The organism is Acetobacter fabarum (assembly GCF_022483405.1).
Classification (GTDB): Bacteria; Pseudomonadota; Alphaproteobacteria; order Acetobacterales; family Acetobacteraceae; genus Acetobacter; species Acetobacter fabarum.
Genome location: NZ_JAKVNI010000001.1, coordinates 1,272,875 through 1,291,489, shown reverse-complemented (window position 1 = coordinate 1,291,489; position 18,615 = coordinate 1,272,875). Strand labels below are relative to the sequence as shown.

14 protein-coding genes are annotated in these 18,615 nt (G+C 61.9%); 7 read left to right on the top strand and 7 right to left on the bottom strand.

All coding sequences use genetic code 11. From position 1 onward, the window contains the following. Nucleotides 1–2: 2 nt before the first annotated feature. Together LKE65_RS06145 and LKE65_RS06140 are read right to left on the bottom strand one after the other, a co-directional pair. A complete protein-coding gene (locus tag LKE65_RS06145) occupies nt 3–935 on the bottom strand; it encodes a ribose-phosphate pyrophosphokinase (RefSeq protein WP_086647231.1) in 933 nt (310 codons plus the stop codon). Nucleotides 936–1,215: 280 nt separating this feature from the next. After that, nucleotides 1,216–1,353, bottom strand: a complete 138-nt coding sequence (locus LKE65_RS06140; protein WP_278740749.1) for a hypothetical protein — start codon at nt 1,351–1,353, stop codon at nt 1,216–1,218. Nucleotides 1,354–1,636: 283 nt separating this feature from the next. On the opposite strand from LKE65_RS06140, the gene LKE65_RS06135 reads away from it, so the two are divergent. The 4 genes from LKE65_RS06135 to LKE65_RS06120 all read left to right on the top strand — a co-directional run bounded on the left by LKE65_RS06135 (nt 1,637) and on the right by LKE65_RS06120 (nt 5,079). Then, nucleotides 1,637–3,100 (top strand): MATE family efflux transporter, encoded by a 1,464-nt coding sequence (locus LKE65_RS06135; protein WP_278740748.1) that lies wholly within the window; start codon nt 1,637–1,639, stop codon nt 3,098–3,100. 22 nt (nt 3,101–3,122) lie between these two features. Next, nucleotides 3,123–3,332 carry a hypothetical protein gene (locus LKE65_RS06130; protein ID WP_086647229.1) on the top strand — a complete coding sequence of 70 codons (210 nt, stop codon included), beginning with the start codon at nt 3,123–3,125 and terminating at the stop codon, nt 3,330–3,332. 9 nt (nt 3,333–3,341) lie between these two features. Beyond that, nucleotides 3,342–3,920 carry a YqaA family protein gene (locus tag LKE65_RS06125; protein ID WP_086647228.1) on the top strand — a complete coding sequence of 193 codons (579 nt, stop codon included), beginning with the start codon at nt 3,342–3,344 and terminating at the stop codon, nt 3,918–3,920. A 151-nt stretch (nt 3,921–4,071) separates the two neighbouring features. After that, nucleotides 4,072–5,079, top strand: a complete 1,008-nt coding sequence (locus LKE65_RS06120) for an SDR family oxidoreductase (RefSeq protein WP_278740747.1) — start codon at nt 4,072–4,074, stop codon at nt 5,077–5,079. Nucleotides 5,080–5,193: 114 nt separating this feature from the next. Here LKE65_RS06120 and LKE65_RS06115 read toward each other — a convergent pair whose 3' ends face one another. From LKE65_RS06115 to LKE65_RS06105, 3 genes are all read right to left on the bottom strand, one after another. Next, a complete protein-coding gene (locus tag LKE65_RS06115) occupies nt 5,194–7,074 on the bottom strand; it encodes a Hint domain-containing protein (RefSeq protein ID WP_278740746.1) in 1,881 nt (626 codons plus the stop codon). A gap of 121 nt (nt 7,075–7,195) precedes the next feature. Further along, nucleotides 7,196–8,101 carry a 4-(cytidine 5'-diphospho)-2-C-methyl-D-erythritol kinase gene (locus tag LKE65_RS06110; RefSeq protein WP_278740745.1) on the bottom strand — a complete coding sequence of 302 codons (906 nt, stop codon included), beginning with the start codon at nt 8,099–8,101 and terminating at the stop codon, nt 7,196–7,198. Then, nucleotides 8,098–9,963 (bottom strand): tetratricopeptide repeat protein, encoded by a 1,866-nt coding sequence (locus tag LKE65_RS06105; protein WP_278740744.1) that lies wholly within the window; start codon nt 9,961–9,963, stop codon nt 8,098–8,100. The genes LKE65_RS06110 and LKE65_RS06105 overlap by 4 nt, the downstream gene beginning before the upstream one ends. A gap of 183 nt (nt 9,964–10,146) precedes the next feature. On the opposite strand from LKE65_RS06105, the gene LKE65_RS06100 reads away from it, so the two are divergent. Continuing rightward, nucleotides 10,147–10,992, top strand: a complete 846-nt coding sequence (locus LKE65_RS06100; RefSeq protein ID WP_278740743.1) for a uracil-DNA glycosylase — start codon at nt 10,147–10,149, stop codon at nt 10,990–10,992. Nucleotides 10,993–11,203: 211 nt separating this feature from the next. Continuing rightward, the gene (locus LKE65_RS06095; RefSeq protein WP_095350206.1) at nt 11,204–13,141 is read left to right on the top strand and encodes a transglycosylase SLT domain-containing protein; all 1,938 of its coding nucleotides are present in this window, start codon (nt 11,204–11,206) and stop codon (nt 13,139–13,141) included. A gap of 224 nt (nt 13,142–13,365) precedes the next feature. On the opposite strand, the gene LKE65_RS06090 is transcribed toward LKE65_RS06095, so the two are convergent. Then, complete coding sequence (locus LKE65_RS06090; RefSeq protein ID WP_086647241.1) at nt 13,366–14,667, bottom strand: hemolysin family protein; 1,302 nt, start codon at nt 14,665–14,667, stop codon at nt 13,366–13,368. A gap of 255 nt (nt 14,668–14,922) precedes the next feature. Further along, the gene (hpnH, locus tag LKE65_RS06085; RefSeq protein ID WP_086647240.1) at nt 14,923–16,134 is read right to left on the bottom strand and encodes an adenosyl-hopene transferase HpnH; all 1,212 of its coding nucleotides are present in this window, start codon (nt 16,132–16,134) and stop codon (nt 14,923–14,925) included. Nucleotides 16,135–16,571: 437 nt separating this feature from the next. Between hpnH and dxs the strand changes: the two genes are divergently transcribed. Further along, nucleotides 16,572–18,614, top strand: coding sequence for a 1-deoxy-D-xylulose-5-phosphate synthase (gene dxs / locus LKE65_RS06080; RefSeq protein WP_278740741.1), 2,043 nt, complete (start codon nt 16,572–16,574; stop codon nt 18,612–18,614). Nucleotide 18,615 lies beyond the last annotated feature (1 nt).

Below are 18,615 nucleotides of genomic sequence, written 5' to 3'. Positions count from 1 at the left end.
CTTCAGTCAAACAGGGACGATACGGAGCTTTCGTCCGATACGGCACGCATGGCGCGCGCCAGCAGGCCGGAAATGGTGATCTGGCGGATATTGCTGGCCGCCATGACCGGCGCTGTTGCCTGAATACTGTCTGTCAGGGTCAGCATTTCAATCGGGGACTCGGCAATACGGGGCACGGCCTGCCCGGTGAGCACACCGTGGGTAACGTATGCACCAACCGATGCCGCACCCTGCTGGGCAATGGCGCGGGCTGCGTTGCACAGTGACCCACCGCTATCCACAATATCATCCACCAGCAGGCAGTGACGCCCCTTGACGTCGCCAATCACGTTCATGACCTCGGACACGCCTGCGCGCTCACGCCGCTTGTCAATAATGGCCAGATCGGTGTTCAGGCGCTGGGCAAGCTGGCGCGCACGCACCACCCCACCCACATCGGGGGAGACAATCATAAGGTCGCGGTCACCGTACTGGGCGCGGATGTCGCGCACAAACAGGGGGGCTGCGTACAGATTGTCCACCGGAATATCAAAAAAGCCCTGAATCTGCATGGCGTGCAGGTCCAGTGTCAGCACACGGCTGGCACCGGCTTCCACCAGCAGGTTGGCAACCAGCTTGGCGCTGATAGGCGTACGGGGGCCGGATTTGCGGTCCTGACGGGCATACCCGAAATACGGAATAACTGCCGTAATACGTTTGGCCGACCCGCGACGCAGGGCGTCCAGCATGATCAGCAGTTCCATCAGGTTGTCATTCGTGGGCGTGCAGGTGCTCTGGATGACAAAAACATCCTCACCGCGCACGTTTTCATGAATTTCAACAAACACTTCCATGTCCGCAAAGCGGCGCACGGTTACGTTACACAGGGGCAGGTTCAGCTCTGCTGCAACGGCCTGGGCCAGTGGCAGGTTGCTATTACAGGCGACGATTTTCATGACAAGGACGGTTCCCGGCCTCAGCTGTTACACGAATTAGGAAGGAAGACTGCAGCGAGGGGGGGTTTAGCAACCGCGCGCCCCATTGTCATCCACCCTTCGGCCTGCCTGATGCGTCCGGGGTGCAGGCGTGGCCTAAAAGCCGCGCATCTCCGCCCTGTCCATGATCCTTAACTTGCGCAAATCCGCCCTTTTCTCTAAGTGGGAGCGTTGCGGTCGGGCCGGGTACGGGCCTGTGTCCCGGGCAAACTGCCCGCACGGGCAACACCGCCTGGCAGGTTCAGCCCTTGCCAGTCTGGTGCACAACACCCCACCAATGGCTGTTTACCGCCACATACGCCGCACCTCCGCCTCTTCCGCGCGGATAGTCACGCCCCAGAATACCCCCGGCAGGCAGCCACAGGCCCCTTGCCAGCATGGCATACCCCCTTAGTGGTAATTGCATACCTACCATGCGCAGTGCGCATAAGAATCCAACGCAACTCACGAGCCTATCACTGCCGGAGCGGGCACACATGGGCACATCCTCCGCCCGGCATGGCCGCACGGGATTCACGCCCCCACGCCATAAATCAGCCGAGCCATGCGGTTTAATCCACCAACAGGTTATTCGCAGCGCCGCCCGGACGTGACATACTGCCCGGCTGTAATGTCCGCCCGAGCGTGCCCATACGCAAGGAGCAAGCCCCAACGGAGCCAGCATGACCCGGCCACCCCCGCCCGGCAGCCGCCATAAAGCCTGTTTTACAACAGGCAGCATCATGCGGCACGTGCTGGTCATGGCCGGAACGGGGGCCATCGGGCTTATGGCCGTGTTTGCGGTTGATATGCTCAACATGGTGTATATCAGCCACCTCAACAACACCGCCATGACCGCGGCCATTGGCTTTGCCAGTGCTGTTATTGGCCTACAGATTGCCATTTCCATTGGCCTGACCATTGGCATAAGTGCCGCCACAGCGCGTGAGATCGGTGCCGGACGGCATGAGGAAGCCCGTTGCCTTGCCGCCTCTTCCATGATTGTCATGACCGTGGTCACGGGGATTCTGGGCCTTGCCACGGCCATGGAGGCCGCCCCCATCCTCCACCTGTTTGGCGCACAGGGGCAAACCCTGACCGAAGCCACAGCCTACCTGCGTATTCTCAGCGTTGCCCTGCCCCTGATCTGCGTTGGCATGGGCTGCTCGGCCCTTATGCGGGTGGTGGGGGATGCCAAAGGCTCCATGCACATTACCCTTATGGGGGCCGTGGTGGCGGCCGTACTGGACCCGCTGTTTATTTTCGGGCTGCATGAAGGGCTTGTGGGGGCTGCCATCAGCACCACCTTCTCCCGCATTGTGGTGGCCGGGGCCGGGCTGCGTGGCGCCCTGCGGCACAGCATGCTGGCCCGCCCCTGCCTGCGCCGCATTATGCCCGACACCCGCCGGGTGGCTGGCATATCGCTCCCCGCTATCCTGACCAATCTGGCAACACCCGCAGGGGGGGTGTACGTCACGCGCGCCATGTCCAGCTTTGGGCTGGAAGCCGTGGCGGGGCAGGCCTCTATTGAGCGCATGGTGCCGGTGCTGTTCTCGCTCGTGTTTGCGCTGACTGGCTCGGTCGGCCCGATCATGGGCCAGAATGTGGGCGCAGGCCGCCCCGACCGTGTGCGCCAGACCCTGACAGCCGCACTTAAGCTGGTTGTGCTCAGCGTAGGGCTGACCTGGGTTGCACTCTACTTTGCGCAGGACCTGATTATTGCCATGTACAATGCACAGGGGAATGCTGCGGCACTTCTGCACCTGTTCTGCACATGGACCATTGGCAGTTACCTGTTTGTTGGCATGCTGTTTGTTGCCAATGCCGCATTCAACAACCTTGGCTTCCCCCTGTATTCCACCGCGTTCAACTGGGGGCGGGCAACGCTGGGCACCATTCCGTTTGTTCTGCTATGCGCGCATTATGGCCCGCAGGGGGTACAGGTGGGGCAGGCCATGGGTGCAGTGCTGTTTGGGTCATTTGCGGTCTTGACTGCATTCCGTGTCACGCAAACACTCACATCGGCTCCCGCGTCGCACCCTCCGGCGCAGGATATGCGGAGCACGCCAGTTTCTGACGTGCCAACCACCAGTGCAGAAGCCGCCATGGCGGAACTGGACGAAGTGGAAAGTGCCTCCGACCTTTAACCGAGGGGACAGGAATACGCACATGTCCAAGCTGACCACGCAAGAACGCAATGCCCTGCCCGATAGCGCCTTTGCCCTACCCGGCCGCCGCTACCCCATACCAGACGCCACCCATGCAAGGGATGCCCTTGCCCGCGCGAGCGAAATGCTGCATCGGGGCAACCTGACACAGGCGGAATACGACCTGATCCACAGCAAGGCGGAAGCCGTGCTGCGCCAAGAACGACTGTAACGGACCTGAATGCTCGATAAACTCTACGCCCGCGTTCTGCGGCATGCCGCCAGCCCCCACGCACCTTTATGGCTGGCGGCACTGGCTTTTGCAGAAGCCAGCTTTTTCCCCCTCCCGCCGGAAACGCTGCTTGTCCCCATGGTGCTGGCACAAAAGGACAAGGCATGGCGGTACGCCGCCATCTGCACCGTGGCCAGTGTGGCCGGTGGCCTGCTGGGCTGGCTGATTGGCGCGCTGTTGCTGGATACGCTGGCAAAACCCATTGTGCATTTTTACCATGCCGAACACACACTGCTCTCCTTGCAGGAAAAATTCCGCCAGTGGGGGGTATGGATCATTCTGTTCAAGGGGTTGACCCCCATCCCCTACAAGTTTGTGACCATTGCCAGCGGCATGGCGCATTTTGCCATTCTGCCCTTTATGTGCGCGAGCCTTGTAACCCGTGGCGCGCGTTTTGCGCTGGTGGCGGGCCTGCTGCGCCGCTTTGGCCCAACCATTCAGGATTTTCTGGAAACCCGCCTGCCGCTGGTTACGGGCGTATTCGCCCTTGCCCTGCTTGGCGGCTTTTTGGCGCTGCGCTACCTGTAGCCCCTTAACGGGGCCATATGGCCCCTGTGGCGCACAAGGCAGGCGCGCTCTGGCACGCCTTGCGCTCCACCCCCTGCTCGCGCAGGTAGAAAGACCCAGTTTTTAACACCCCATCCACACCACCAGAACCAACGCGGGAGGCACATCAGGCATGGCAACTCAGATTGCAGTCATTACAGGAGCAGGTTCGGGCATTGGCCGTGCAGCAGCCCGCGCACTGGGGCGCGCGGGGTTTGATGTCGCCCTGCTGGGGCGGGACAGAGAACGCCTGGAAGCCACGGCACAGAATCTGGCCCAGCATTCCGTCCGCTCCCTTGTCATCAGCGTGGACGTGGCCGACGCACAGGCCGTGCAGGACGCCGCCAACCGGGTTGAAAGCGAACTCGGCCCCATTTCTGTCTGGGCCAACTGCGCGGGGGCCACAGTTGTTGGTCAGGTTGCAGCCCTGAATGCACAGGACATCGCACGGGCCACGCAAGTGACCTATCTTGGCAGCGTTAACGGCACACTGGCAGCCCTGAACGTTATGCGGCGCAGGGGACAGGGGGCAATTATCAACCTTAATCTGGCCCCCACACTGCGTGACCTGCCCCTACAGGCAGCAGAAAACGGCTCCCGCGCGGCACTGCGCGGCTTTTGCAACAGCCTGCGCACGGAACTGCGGCATGATGCAGACCATATCCGCATTGTTATGGTGGACCTGCCTGCCATTAACACCCCGCATTATGGCTGGACCCGCAACCTGACTGGCAAGCGGCTCAAACCCTTTGGCCCGGTTTACGAACCAGAAGTTGCCGCAGAGGCCATTTGCCGCGCGGCCTTTACTACCAGCCGCTCCATTTCCATCGGTTGGGCCAACAGCTTTGCCGCCCTTTGGCGTCTGGCTGGCCGTAGCTGCCGCGAGGCCCGGCTGGCCAGCCACGGCTACAAAGCCCAGATGAGCCATGACTGGGCCGAGGGCATTCAGCCAGATGACCTGTACAACCCGGTACCCGGCGCTTACGGCGCCGAAGGCCCGTTTGAAGCCAAGGCCCGCAGGCTGAACAGCCCGTTTACAATTTTTGTCTCATCCGGTCTGCGGGCCAGCCTGTTTGGTGCGCTCGCGGCCATGGGGCTGAGTGCGGCATTCAACCACATCCGCCAGTGCCGCAAAGACTGATCCCGCACGATCAGGGCCGTTAAAGCCCTCCCCCCTGCGTACCCCACCTCAGGCGTGGAAGCGCAGGGGGGGCGGAGTTATAAAAAACTACCCCGCCCTGCAAAGCTCATTTGTTCAGGCCCGTAACCTGCCATCCCCCACCCCGGCCAGAGGCGGCACAACAAATGGCCCCGCCGCATGGACCTGAATGGTCAGCAGCCCGATCAGCCCTTCCTTTACCCCCTTGAGCGGTAATTCGGCATAACCTGTGGTCCAGCGGCTTATTGCGTTGGCCTCCATAACATGCCAGCCGGGCCATGCGGCGCCCTCCGCCCGCAAGTGGCAAATCTGGGGCACATGCCGGCCACCACTAAACAGGGTTATGCCCCCTATTTTGACCCCAAAAGTACGCCTGCCATCCCCATAAGCACCATGAGCAGCCGAAGGCTGGGTGGTGCGCGAGGTGAGGAAAACCTTTTTCACCCCGACTGGCAGCATGTAAAAGCACCTGTCTCCCTCACGCCGCAGCAGCCTGATACGCTGCCCCCGATCCGTGACCAGAAACAGGTCCGGGTCCATGCTCAGTTCCGGTGCAGCCGCAAACGGCCTGCACCCCGGCACGCTGGGGCCGCGTGCGCGCAACTGGGCAAACATGGCTGCCAATGCCGCCCGCTCCACCTGCGGGGATGGCAGAACCTCCTTCTCCCACACATGGGGGGCCGCACGGCCCACACGCACGACCCCGCCGGCCCATGCCTCTGCCTGCCCAGCCTCCTGCGCCAGATAAAACTCTGTGGGTACGCCATTGGCTACAAGAACAGCATGCGTTTCTGTTTGCATAAGGGTGTAATTATAGCTGGTAATACTGTGATCATAAAAAATACTGCCACCATTCACCAGCAGGCGTACGGGCACAAAGCGCCCATTATGCAAAACGGTATGCTGGGGGGTAAGCAGCAGGTCCCGGTCGGGCAGGTTCTGCCCCAGTGCATGGCGTAAAACGCGAATGGGGTAGCCTGCCTCCTCCTCCGCGCAGTCGGGGCGGACCTGCACATGCCCGCGGGCAACCCACAACAAACGCTGGGTTGTCATGCCACCCTTGCTCCACACATCTACAAGGCTGCCGGCCTGCAATGTCTCTACCTCTGCGGGAGCATTTGCGGTGTGGATATCCGTGCCCTCAATAAAGCAGGCTCGGGTACGGGTCTGGCCTTTTGCCGCCGTAATGCGCAGCGGGCAGCGTGTATCGGCCACATGGTATTCCCCGGCATCCAGCACGGCACCCTGGGCCAGTTCCACGGTAAAACGCCCGACTTCCTCCTGCCCCTGACCGTACAGGACAATGCTCCGGCAATGGCGGTCCGCGCTCACGCGGCAGGTCACGACTGGCTGAGCACTATGGCGGACCTCGATCATGGCCTGTTCGGGGTTGTAATCCATGATTGCGGTGCCAGACAGGTCAAACGGTGCGTAATCCGCGTGGATCACCACCGTACCGCCTCCGGCCCCAAAGCGCACCGTGGCCCCGCACAGCACCTCGGCCAGCCCAGCCCCGCAGGAGAACACACCCCCATAGGCAATGTTCAGTTCCACGCCATCAAGTGTGGCATTGGGCTCCGTGGGGGCAAACATGGCGTATCCCCCCACCACATACACCCGCAAACCAGCGGGCGCACCAAGGGCCACACCCAGCAGGGCATTACCACCTATGTAAAATGCACTCCCCAACGGAGCGTGCCCGGTAGCGGGGCCTATGCCAAACGTGGCGTGCACGCCCGGCGGCACAACATAGGTGCCCCCCGCAGGCGCTGGCACGGCACGGGACGACCCATGCGTGCCTAAAAGGACATTCCCGTTGGTTTGTCCGCCAAAAATGGCAGGGTGAATAACACCGGCATAAATGCGCGTACCATCGGGGGCGGTCATGGCCACATGGTAGCCGTCGCGCACCCCCAGAAAACCCTGATGGTCCGTAATTGCGCAGCTTACGCCATTGGTATTGACATAATGCACCATCGCCACCCCCCTCCCCTGTAAAATACCCTGAAGGAAAAGGCTTAGTGGCCGAATTATAAAAAATGGTTAATGAATCTTTATACGCTATACGCGTTGACGATAAATTAACTCTGTAGGCGCATTATACCAGACCGCCCCCCCACACCCACCATGCGGAGTGTGCGTCTTCCAGCCGGTCTGCGGCCTGCCGTGCCGCCTGCGGTGTGGCAAACAGCCCAAAACATGTTGCGCCAGACCCGCTCATACGGGCCATAAGGCAGCCATCCTGCCCGCCAATATCCGCCAGAACATGGCCAACAGGGGGGCAGACAGCACAGGCAGCCTCTTCCAGACTATTCCCTTGCTGTTTGAGAAAAGCCACCACATCGGCAATATCGGCCCAGTTATCGGGCAAGGGAGCGCGCGGCAGAAAAGCCCCATCCCGCCGGCGGAACACCTCGGGGGTGGAAACAGCCTGCCCGCAATTTACCAGAACCATCCCGCATTCGGGCAGGTGGGCGGCGGGGGTCAGGTTTTCCCCTATTCCTTCCATCCGCATTGTCTGGCTGAGCAGGCAGACGGGCACATCCGCCCCCAGTGTCTGGGCCAGTGCCAGCAGGTCTGCCCGGCTGGCCTGTACGTTCCATGCCCGGTCCAGCAGGCGCAGGGCCGCAGCGGCATCAGCCGAACCTCCGCCAATGCCAGAGGCCACAGGCAGCTTTTTTTCCAGCACCAGTGTACCACCCGGCAGCCGGGTCTGGCTCCCGCGCAGCCTCTGCAAGGCATGGGCCGCACGAAGCACAAGGTTGTCCGCCCCCGTGGAGGCAGCATCCAGCACACGGCCAAAACGGCCGGTAACATGCAGGCTCAGTGGTTCGGGGCCGGGCTGGTAGTGCAGCACATCGCCCGCCCCGGCAAACACCACCAGACTGTCCAGCAGGTGGTAGCCATCTGCCCGGCGGCCGGTAACGTGCAGGTACAGGTTAACCTTGGCGGGGGCTGCCTCTGTAAATGCAAAGGTGGAGACATCCAGTGCTGCAACGGTCACGGCGTGTGCTTTCCTTGTTCCTGAACAGGTTGTGCGGGGGCGGGTTGCGCGGCCGGAACCGGCTGTACCGCAGGGCTACCCGCCCCGGCAGGAGGTGTGGGGGGAACACCCGCTTTTTGCAAGGCCGCCCGTATAAGGCTTTCATCCGCCGGGCTGGGGTGTAAGCCCAGCGCCACATTCCACTGGTCCACGGCTTCGGTCTTGCGGCCAATACGCCAGTAGGCCTCGCCCAGATGGTAGTTTACCTCCGGGTCTTCCGGTGTCTGCTCGGCGGCTTTTTCCAGCAGGGGAATCCCCCCCGCCAGATCACCCTGCTCCACGCGCACCCAACCCAGACTGTCTGTTATGGCGGCGTCCTGGTCATCCAGCGCATGGGCCTTGCGCAAAAGCTGTTCGGCTTCGGCCAGGTCTTCATGCTGTTCGACCATGCCGTAACCCAGAAAATTGAGTAAAAGCGGCTCATCCGGGGCATAGGCCAGCGCAGCGCGGGTATCATTTTTGGCCGCGGCCCAGTCCCCGGCTTCATGGTAGGCCATGCCGCGCAGGAACAGGAGCGTCCAGTCCGGGCTTTTCTGCACATTGGCCAGATCAATTGCACGGGTATAGGCGGCTATGGCGGCCTTCCAGTCCTTGGTCTGGCTGAAGGCGTTACCCAGCGAGCGCTCTATAATAATCTGGCCCGGCACCTGCTGGGCAAGATGCTGGAGGAGCGGTATGGCCTCGGCCGGGTGGTCGTTGGTGGTTTCCAGCACCGCAAGGCGCAGGGTCGCGACCATGGCCAGCGGGTCCTGCGGGGGAACGCGCACCAGTGTTTCGCGCGCGGCGGCAAAATGGTGCTCGTCGTCCTGAATTTCCGCCAGCATCAGGCGGGCATCAGCCAGCGTTGGGTCCATGGCCAGCGCAAAGCCCAGCATCAGGCGGGCGGCCTCATTAAACTGGAACAGGTTGAGCGCACTGCCCTCCCCTTCCATTCCCTGCTGGGCTTGCTCCCGCGCCTGCTGGCGGAGCAGGAAGGCCGTTAGCACATAGGCACGGGCGATTCCCTCCCGCGCGGATGTCACGGGGTAATGGGCGATTTCCGCCTGCAGGGCGGGGCCTGCCAGCCCCAGAATGGAGTCTGTTGCCACCAGTTTACGAATAACGGCCCGTGCCTTGTCCTGCTGGCCATGGTTCCATAGCCACGCCGCGTGGGAGCGGGTCAGGAGCATGTCGTAGCCGGGCATGGCCTTCTGGGCCTGCACAAACAGCGCCCCCGCCCGGTCGGACTGGCCTGCCACCTGCGCAATAAGTGCGGCATGCAGGGTATAAAACGGCATAAGACCGGAGCCGGGCACATGGAGCAGGTTTTCTATTGCCTCATCCGCGTGGCCCTGCGCCTGCTGGCACCACGCCAGCAGCAGCGGCACAATCAGGCGGGCCATGGGGTCGGCCCCGGCACGGTGGTAATACTGCACGGCCTCGGGCCATGCGCCGCGCATAGCTGCGTCATCCCCCAGAACAAGGGCGGAGATCACACTCCTGTCCTGTGGTGTTTTATCCACAACCCGGGCCAGTTCCACCGCCTGAGGGGCACCGACCATGACGCTGCGTACAAAAGCCTGCCGCAACAGGTCTGCATCCGCCGGGTCCGCCTGCAATGCCTTGCGGAAGGCCTGTGCTGCCTCAAGGTCATCCCCCAGGCGCACAGCCACGATCCCGCGCAGGTAAGCCTCCGAATCGACATACCCGTGCCCGGCTTGGGCGGCGGGGCCGGTTTTATGGTGTAAAACACGTGCAGGCTCAGGCACCGCCGCCAGCGCAGGCGACACCAGCATGGTGGCAGACAGCAGGAAAACCGTAGGCATAAGACGACAAAACAGCATAAGAACCCTATTCAGGCTGAGACGGCAGCACCGGGTTGCCGCGGCTGGCGGCCCACATCTGCCAGCATAGCAAATGAGGAACGACATGAACGGCTGGCTTTGTCTCTACCGCGCTCATGCCAAACCGCCAAACCATCCGCTCCATATTCTGGTCCACCCCGTGATTGTGATAGGGGTGGGATAATGCACGATGCCCTCTCCCTCCTCCGCCTCTATACCGAATGGGGGGTGGATACCGCCGTAACCGACACCGCCACAGACCACCGCCTGAGCGGGGCCGGCGCGCACCATCTGCCACGCCTGCCCACCCCCGGCAAACCCCGCCAGAGCGCGCCAGCCGTGCAGGCTCCGCCCATGGTAGCGCCCCATACCCTGCGGCAGAACCCCACCCCTGCCGCGGGGGGCGAAGGCGGCATTACCAGCCTGGGCGAGTCCATAGCCCTTGCCCAGCAGGCCGCCGCACAGGCAAGCACACCGGATGCCCTGCGCACTGCCATGGAGCGGTTTGATGCATGCTCCCTGCGCGGCACGGCCATGCACACACTCCTGCCCTCCGGCCCGACCAACGCCCCGCTCATGCTGATCGGGGAAGCCCCTGATGCGGATGAGGACCGGAGCGGCCATGTTTTTGCCGGCCTGTGTGGCACCTTGCTGGATACACTGCTGGCCCCGCTGCCACTGGAACGCAGCCAGCTAACCCTTGCCACCGCCCTGCCGTGGCGCCCCCCGGGTGGCCGCCCCCCATCGGATGCGGAACAGCGCATCTGCCTGCCCTTCCTGCACCGTGCGATCACTCTGTTTGCCCCCCGCCGCCTTGTGCTGTGCGGCCGCCTGCCCGCAACCATGCTGCTCGGCAAAGACACCCCCGCCGCACGGCGCGAATGGGGCACGCTGGCCCTGCCCGGTCTGGGGGATGTGCCGGTTCTGGCCATGCGCCACCCGCTCCAGCTCCGTGCCTCCCCCACAGCCCGGCGGGAGATATGGCAAACGCTTATGCTGGTGATGAAAACACTGCGTGACACGCCATGAAGCAACCAAGGGGATAGTGGCAATATCCCCACACCCGTCACAAAGAATTACAGCATGAAATAACGCCAAATACCTTTGAAAAACAAAGAACTCCAAAAGCAACAACCGTTGCGTTACGCCAAAGCGCGCAATGGTTTCTCCAACACGCCAACCAATGTTTACACAGAGTAAACTTGCTTTTTGCGCGCAAAAAGCCTAGACCCCGCCAGCCATGCGAGCGATAGGTCAAATTCCTCATCAGATCGCGGCAAAAGCCTTTTTGGCTGGAGCCGCTCTTTTGGCCAGCGCTTCCGTCACCACGACGAGAGCCCATGCCAGTTCCCCGGACCACGGGGCGGAACCGCACAGCGAAGAGCTGGCGATGGTTCTGCCGCGCCGGGCTTTTCCGGAAGGCGATGATCTTGTACTACCCAGACCACTGCCACAGGATGTAGCAACCAACATCCGTGCCGTTTTCCGTCTCCAGCGCATGGGTGCGTTTGCCGAGGCGATCAACAGCACCACCCATCTGACCGACTCACTGCTGCTGGGTGAGGTGGAGGCAAACCGCTACCTCAACCCCAGCTACCACCCCAGTGCGACCGAGCTGCGCAACTGGCTCAAGCAATACACCTCCTACGCGGATGCTCCGGCCGTATGGGCGCGGCTTGCCGCCCTGCCCGAACGGGGTGGGCCCATGCCCGCAGCCCCTTCCACCGAGCATCTGGCCCCCGAACACGCCGCCCTTGCGGCAGGGCCGCTGCAGGAGTTCACCCGCAACCCCATGCTGGACCGCACCTTGCGTGAACGCACGACATGGGGCCTTAAAGGTGTGCATAGTGCTCTGCACCTGATCAGCATCACGCCGGGTATGACCCCTGCGTATGCCGCCCAATTGCAGGCCGAAACCGCACAGGCCATGCTGGCCGCGGGTGAAACCGATCTGGCGCTGGACATCAGCCGCACAGCCAACACCGTATCCCACGGGCGCAATGCGCTGGCGGGTTATGTGGCCGGGCTGGCCCTGTGGCAGAAGCAGGACTACGCGCAGGCCAGACAGTTTTTTGAACGTGCCTCCCACGCACCGCGCGCCACGCCGGAAATGCGGGCCGCAAACGCCTTCTGGGCCGCGCGGACGCACGAAAAAACCAATAACCCCCACAGCCAGCACCTGTGGCTCCAGCATGCCGCCACCTTCCCCCGCACATTCTACGGGCTTCTGGCGAACACCATGCTGCGTGCGGCAAGCACCCCACACAAGCTGAGCGAACGCCACGGCCTTGCCAGCTTTGCTCCGCTGGAAAGCTCGGGCGCTAACAGCCAGAGCACGGCCTCCGCCCCGGTTCTGACCGAAATTGACATAGAAGCCGTGGGGAATACCGAGGTTGGCCGGCGCGTATTTGCCCTGCTTCAGGTCGGGGAGCCGGAAATAGCGGAAAACGCCATGCGCCGCGCATGGCCCAACCTGCATGACGTCACCCTCGCCCGGTCCTTCCAGCTGGTAGCCGGGGCGGCGGGGCTGCATGATCTTGCGCGCGAAATGGAGGATTCCCTGCAAAGCCAGGCAACCTCCGCGCAAAGCACGGACGATGCTCCCCTGCCACAACTGCGCCCACGCAACGGCTTTACCATGGACCCGGCACTTGTTTACGCGCTGGCCCGTGTGGAATCCAACTTTGATGCCCGCGCCGTATCCGGCGCAGGGGCCCATGGGCTGATGCAGATCCGCCCCATAACGGCCGATTTTGTTACCAGTGCCTCTGCCTCCAACCCCAACCACAGGTTTGAGCGCTCGGCCTCTGCCCTGCATGACCCCAGCCTTAATCTGGAAATCGGGCAGCGCTACGTGCAGTATCTGGCCAAGCTGACCCAGCAGGCCAACCATACCGAAGCACGGGGCGGGGACATCATCCGCCTGCTGGCCAGTTACAATGCAGGCCCCAACGCACTAGCCCACTGGGAGAATCTGGCGGCATCCTCGGATGATCCGCTCATGTTCATGGAACTGCTCCCCAACCAGGAAACCCGGAACTACGTCCACCGGACCCTGACCTATCTGTGGCGCTATGCTGCAAAAATGAAGCTGCCCACCCCTTCCCTGAGTGCTCTGGCACACGGCACATGGCCTGACTTTGCGGATGAAACCGCTCTGGCCAGCACCCTGCATTAAATCAATGCAGGCTCAGGGGGCTTTCCCTTCGGGGAGTGTGGGGTAAGCACCTTACAATCCGGCCTGAGCATTCGCTTGCACAACAAAGGGGCGCTGGCATAAGCCAAGCGCCCCTTTGTTGTATCTCCCCTGCCAGAACAGGCCGGGCACCATACAGGCACACCCCACACCGGCCCGGCACACATGCGGGGAACGGGAGGAGGTGTGCCCGGTCGGGTCTCCCCTCAGTTCTCCGCAAGTGCCTGACGGCTGGCCCGCACACGGGCCACACGGCGGCCTTCCACTTCCAGCACCTCAAACAACCAGCCATCATAGGCCACCTTATCCCCCGCCGCAGGCACACGCCGCAGCAGGGCCAGCAGTAGGCCACCCAGAGTGTGGTAGCTGCCTTCCTCCGGCAAAGAGCGCAGGCCCAGCATATCCTTGATCTCATCCACCGAGGCGGTTCCTTCAAGGCTGATCACAGCATCGGGCGCAGGCACGTTAGCCGCGTGGTGGCTGGACTGGGGCTGCTCGTGCGAGGTTTCCCCCACAATGGCGTCAAACAGGTCCGCCGGGGTCACGACCCCTTCAAACGCCCCGTATTCGTCCAGCACGAAGGCCATACCCAGACTGATGCTACGCATACGCTCCAGCATATCCAGCGCGGAAATGCTGTCCGGCACCACCACCATCGGCCGCATGCCCGCTTCAATGGAAACAGGCATGCCCTCAAGCACCCGGTCCAGCATGTCCTTGGCCAGAATAACGCCCACGGGGTTATCCACCCCCCCTTCGCACACCACAATGCGGGCGTAGCTGGTCTGCTTGAGCACCTGCACCAGTGCCTCACGCCCGGCATGGCGGTCTATCCAGCACAGTTCGTTTCTGGGCGTCATAATTGCCCGTACAGGCCGGTCTGCCAGCCGCAGGAGCCGCTCGATCATGCTGCGCTCCTCGTGCTCCAGCACGCCCAGACGCGCTCCTTCGGCTATGTAGGCTTTGAGTTCTTCTTCCGTCAGGCTCTGGTTGACCGCATCACTCGCCCCCATCAGGCGCAGAACCATGTTGGAGGAAGCCCGCAGCAGCATGACCACCGGGCCCGTGACCCTGGCCAGCAGTTCCAGCGGCATGGCCAGACGGGCAGCCATTTTTTCCGGCTCCCGCAGAGCAAGCTGCTTGGGCACCAGTTCCCCCAGCACCAGCATGATGGCGGTAATGAAAACCACCACAACAACCATGGAAAGCTGCGGGGCAAAGGGTTTGAGAAGGGCAAAGCGTTCCAGAATGGGGGTCAGGTGTGCCTCGATCTGCACACCACCAAACGTGCCTTCCAGAATGGAGACAAGCGTCATGCCCACCTGCACCGTGGGCAGGAAGATCTGCGGGTCCTCGGCCAACCGCATGGCCCGGTCCGCACCGCGCATACCGCTCTCCTGCAACTGCGCCAGACGCGGCTTACGCACGGAAATAAGGGCGAGTTCACCCATGGCGAACACGGCGTTGAGGAAAACCAGAAAGAAAATAACAAGAATGGAAAGTGCCATGGGTAAAACCAACACGCCTTTATGCTGTAGCGGGCTTTGCGCAACAAAAGCCCCACGCGCACGATAAGGGATGATCCCGCGGGAGACCAGCGCCGAACATGCGACCCTCCCTACCGGCTAGGTCCATGCAGCGTGTGTATGCCTGCCCATCGGATAAAGCGGACCAAATCGGTATTCTTTTTACGGCAGGCACAAAAAAACGGCTCCCGAAGGAGCCGTTTTCTGTCTCGCCTAACCGATTCGCACAGGGCCGAATCAGTCTGCGGCACTGCTTTCTGCAGGTTCAGCAGCCTTGGGGGCCTCGTCATTCGCACCTTCGGTACGCACGACCTTAACCCGGGGAGCCTTGGCGGGCTTGCGCGCCGCAATGGCTTCCATCTGCTCTTCCACCTGCTTGGAAAACACGTACTGGGCCGGACGCTGGTTAGCCAGAGAGATTTCCGGCACCATCGGCTTTTCGGTTTCAGGGCCAAACAGCGCGACCTTGGCAATGTGCCAGGGGCGGCGGACGGCATCCATAACAGCGGTGGATTCATAACCGGAATGCACCATGCAGTCGGCGCATTTTTCGTAGTTACCGGTGCCGTAATCGTCCCACTTGGTGTCGTCCATCAGCTCACGGAAGGACTTGGCGTAGCCTTCACCCAGCAGGTAGCACGGGCGCTGCCAGCCAAACACGTTACGCAGGGGCTTACCCCACGGCGTGCAGTGGTACTGCTCGTTACCGGCAAGGAAGTTGAGGAAGAGCGGAGACTGCGTAAACCGCCACTTCTTGCCCTTGCCCAGACGGAACACATCGCGGAAGAGCTGCTTGGTTTTCTGCCGGTTGAGGAAGTGCGCCTGATCGGGTGCACGCTCGTAGGCATAGCCCGGTGCGGTCATGATCCCGTCCACGCCCATAGCCATCACTTCATCAAAGAAGTTGGCCATACGCTGGGGGTCTGCCCCATCGAACACGGTGCAGTTGATAGACACGCGGAAACCGCGCGCCTTGGCCTTTTTAATGGCGGCAACCGCGCGTTCGTACACCCCGTCCTGACAGACGGAGGCATCGTGCATGGTCTTGTCGCCATCCAGATGCACATCCCACGAGAAGAAGGGGGATGGTTCGTAATCGTCCATCTTCTTTTCAAGAAGCAGGGCGTTCGTGCACAGGTAGACGTACTTCTTGCGCGCGATCAGCCCACGGATGATTTCGGGCATTTCCTTGTGCAGCAGCGGTTCCCCGCCGGCTACGGCAATCACTGGTGCGCCTGCTTCCGCATCCGCATCCAGACATTCCTGCACGGTCATGCGCTGGTTGAGAATAGCCGCTGGGTAATCGATTTTTCCGCAGCCTGCACAGGCCAGGTTGCAGCGAAAAAGCGGCTCAAGCATGAGCACCAGCGGATAGCGCTTGCGCCCCGTAATATGCTGTTTGACAACGTAACTGCCGACCCTGACGGCCTGCATTATCGGTACGGCCATAAACCCCCGCTTTGGCGCATCCACTTAACGCCTGTATCGTGACTGGTAGTAAGACAAGTCAGTATTGAGTATGTCCATAAAGCGCGCGACCGGACCTGCTGCCTGCCTGGCCTGCTACTCCACCCGTGGACTGTTAGAAGGAGCAACAGGCGCGGAACATGTATAGCCACGCGTGTATGAGGTATTCGCCTGCATATAGGTGGCCTCGTTTGTCAAGCTCAAGTCTTTTTCGCTACCTGTTGCAAAAAAGACACAATCAGCAGCGAGTTTTGTTTCCGTGCTTGCGTTCTTTCACAAAACATTAAACCAAACCCCATTGGTTCGCGATGTCTGTCGGCATGTTAACGCGATGTAAGGCACGCCGGGAAGCAGCATACCCTGCCTGAAAAAGGCAGTTATGTGCCGTTTTCCGCTAAAAAGAAGATGGAAACAATCGCATGGACAGTTCTAAAAACCAGAACGCCGCGTCACCGATTCCCACTTTTGGCCGTTTTCCTGCGCTGGATCGTGTTCGGGTTCCTGCGGACCTGCGCAACCTGTCTGTTGAGCAGCTCAAGCAGCTTGCGGACGAACTGCGGGCCGAAACTGTGGACGCGGTCTCCACCACCGGGGGGCACCTTGGGGCCTCGCTTGGTGTTGTGGAGCTGACCGTAGCCCTGCACGCGGTGTTCGACACGCCCGATGACCGGGTGATCTGGGATGTGGGCCATCAGGCCTACCCGCACAAGATTCTGACCGGACGGCGCGAGCGCATCCGCACCCTGCGTCAGCCGGGTGGGCTGTCGGGCTTTACCCGCCGCTCCGAGAGCGAATACGACCCGTTTGGCGCGGCCCATTCCTCCACGTCCATTTCCGCAGGGCTTGGCATGGCGGTGGCACACCACCTGCGTGCCGAGGATGACCCCTCCTACCGTGAACGCAATGTGATTGCGGTAATCGGCGATGGCTCCATCTCTGCCGGCATGGCGTATGAGGCCATGAACAACGCCGCAGTGGCCGGGCCGGGCGCTGAACGCCTGATCGTGATCCTCAACGATAACGAGATGTCCATTGCTCCGCCGGTCGGGGCCATGTCCAACTACCTCTCGCGTCTCATGTCGTCGCGCAAGTTCATGGAACTGCGCGAACTGGCGGGCAAATTCGTCAAGAAGCTGCCTGCTCCGGTGGAACGCACCGCCCGCAAGGCGGACGAATACGCACGCGGCATGATTACCGGCGGCACACTGTTCGAGGAGCTGGGCTTTTACTACGTTGGCCCGGTAGACGGGCACGACCTGCCGCAGCTGGTCAATATCCTGCGCAACCTGCGCGATACGGATAAAGGCCCCATCCTGCTGCATGTGATTACGGAAAAAGGCCACGGCTACCGCCCGGCAGAAAACGCGGGCGACAAATACCACGCCGTAGCCAAGTTCAACGTCATTACCGGTGAGCAGAAGAAAGGCCCCGCAGGCCCGCCCAGCTACACCTCGGTTTTTGCGCGTGAACTTGTCCGCCGTGCCCAGACCGACAAGCGCCTGACCGCGGTCACCGCCGCCATGCCGTCCGGCACCGGGCTGGATGCTTTTGCCAAGAACTACCCCGACCGCTTTTTTGACGTAGGCATTGCCGAGCAGCACGCGGTTACCTTTGCCGCAGGCATGGCCACCGAGGGGCTACGCCCATTCTGCGCCATTTACTCCACCTTCCTCCAGCGTGCGTATGACCAGGTCATGCACGATGTGGTGCTCCAGAACCTGCCGGTCCGCTTTGCCATTGACCGCGCGGGGCTGGTCGGGGCCGATGGTGCAACACATGCCGGATCGTTTGACATCGCCTATCTGGGCTGCCTGCCGGGCATGACCATCATGGCGCCTTCAGACGAGCTGGAACTGCTGCACATGACAGCCACAGCTGCTGAGTTTGATGAAGGCCCGATTGCCCTGCGTTACCCACGCGGCAACGGGCTTGGGCTGGACCTGCCTGCCGAAGGGCAGGTGCTGGAAATTGGCAAGGGCCGCATTATCCGCGAGATGGGGCGCCAGTCCGGTGCGCAGACGGGTGGCATTGCCATTCTCTCGCTCGGGCCAAGGCTTGGGGCCTGCCTGCAGGCAGCCGACATGCTGGCGGCACAGGGCCTGCCCCCGACCGTGGCCGATGCCCGCTTTGCCAAGCCGATTGATACGGCTTTAGTGGAAAACCTTGCCCGCAACCATGCGGTGCTGATCACCATTGAGGAAGGGTCCGAAGGTGGGTTTGGCACACAGGTCTGCCACCATCTGGCCCGCACCGGGCTGCTTGACCGGGTGCGCTTCCGCCCCATGACCCTGCCCGACCGCTTTATCGACCACAACACGCAGGACGCGCAGTATGACGAGGCCGGGCTCTCCGCACCCCACATCGTCGCTACCGCTCTCAACGCACTGGGTGTGAGCGCTACGGGCATCGGAGACATGCTCGAAGCAACCTTGTCAAACCGTGCAACCGGGACAAAATCGTAAG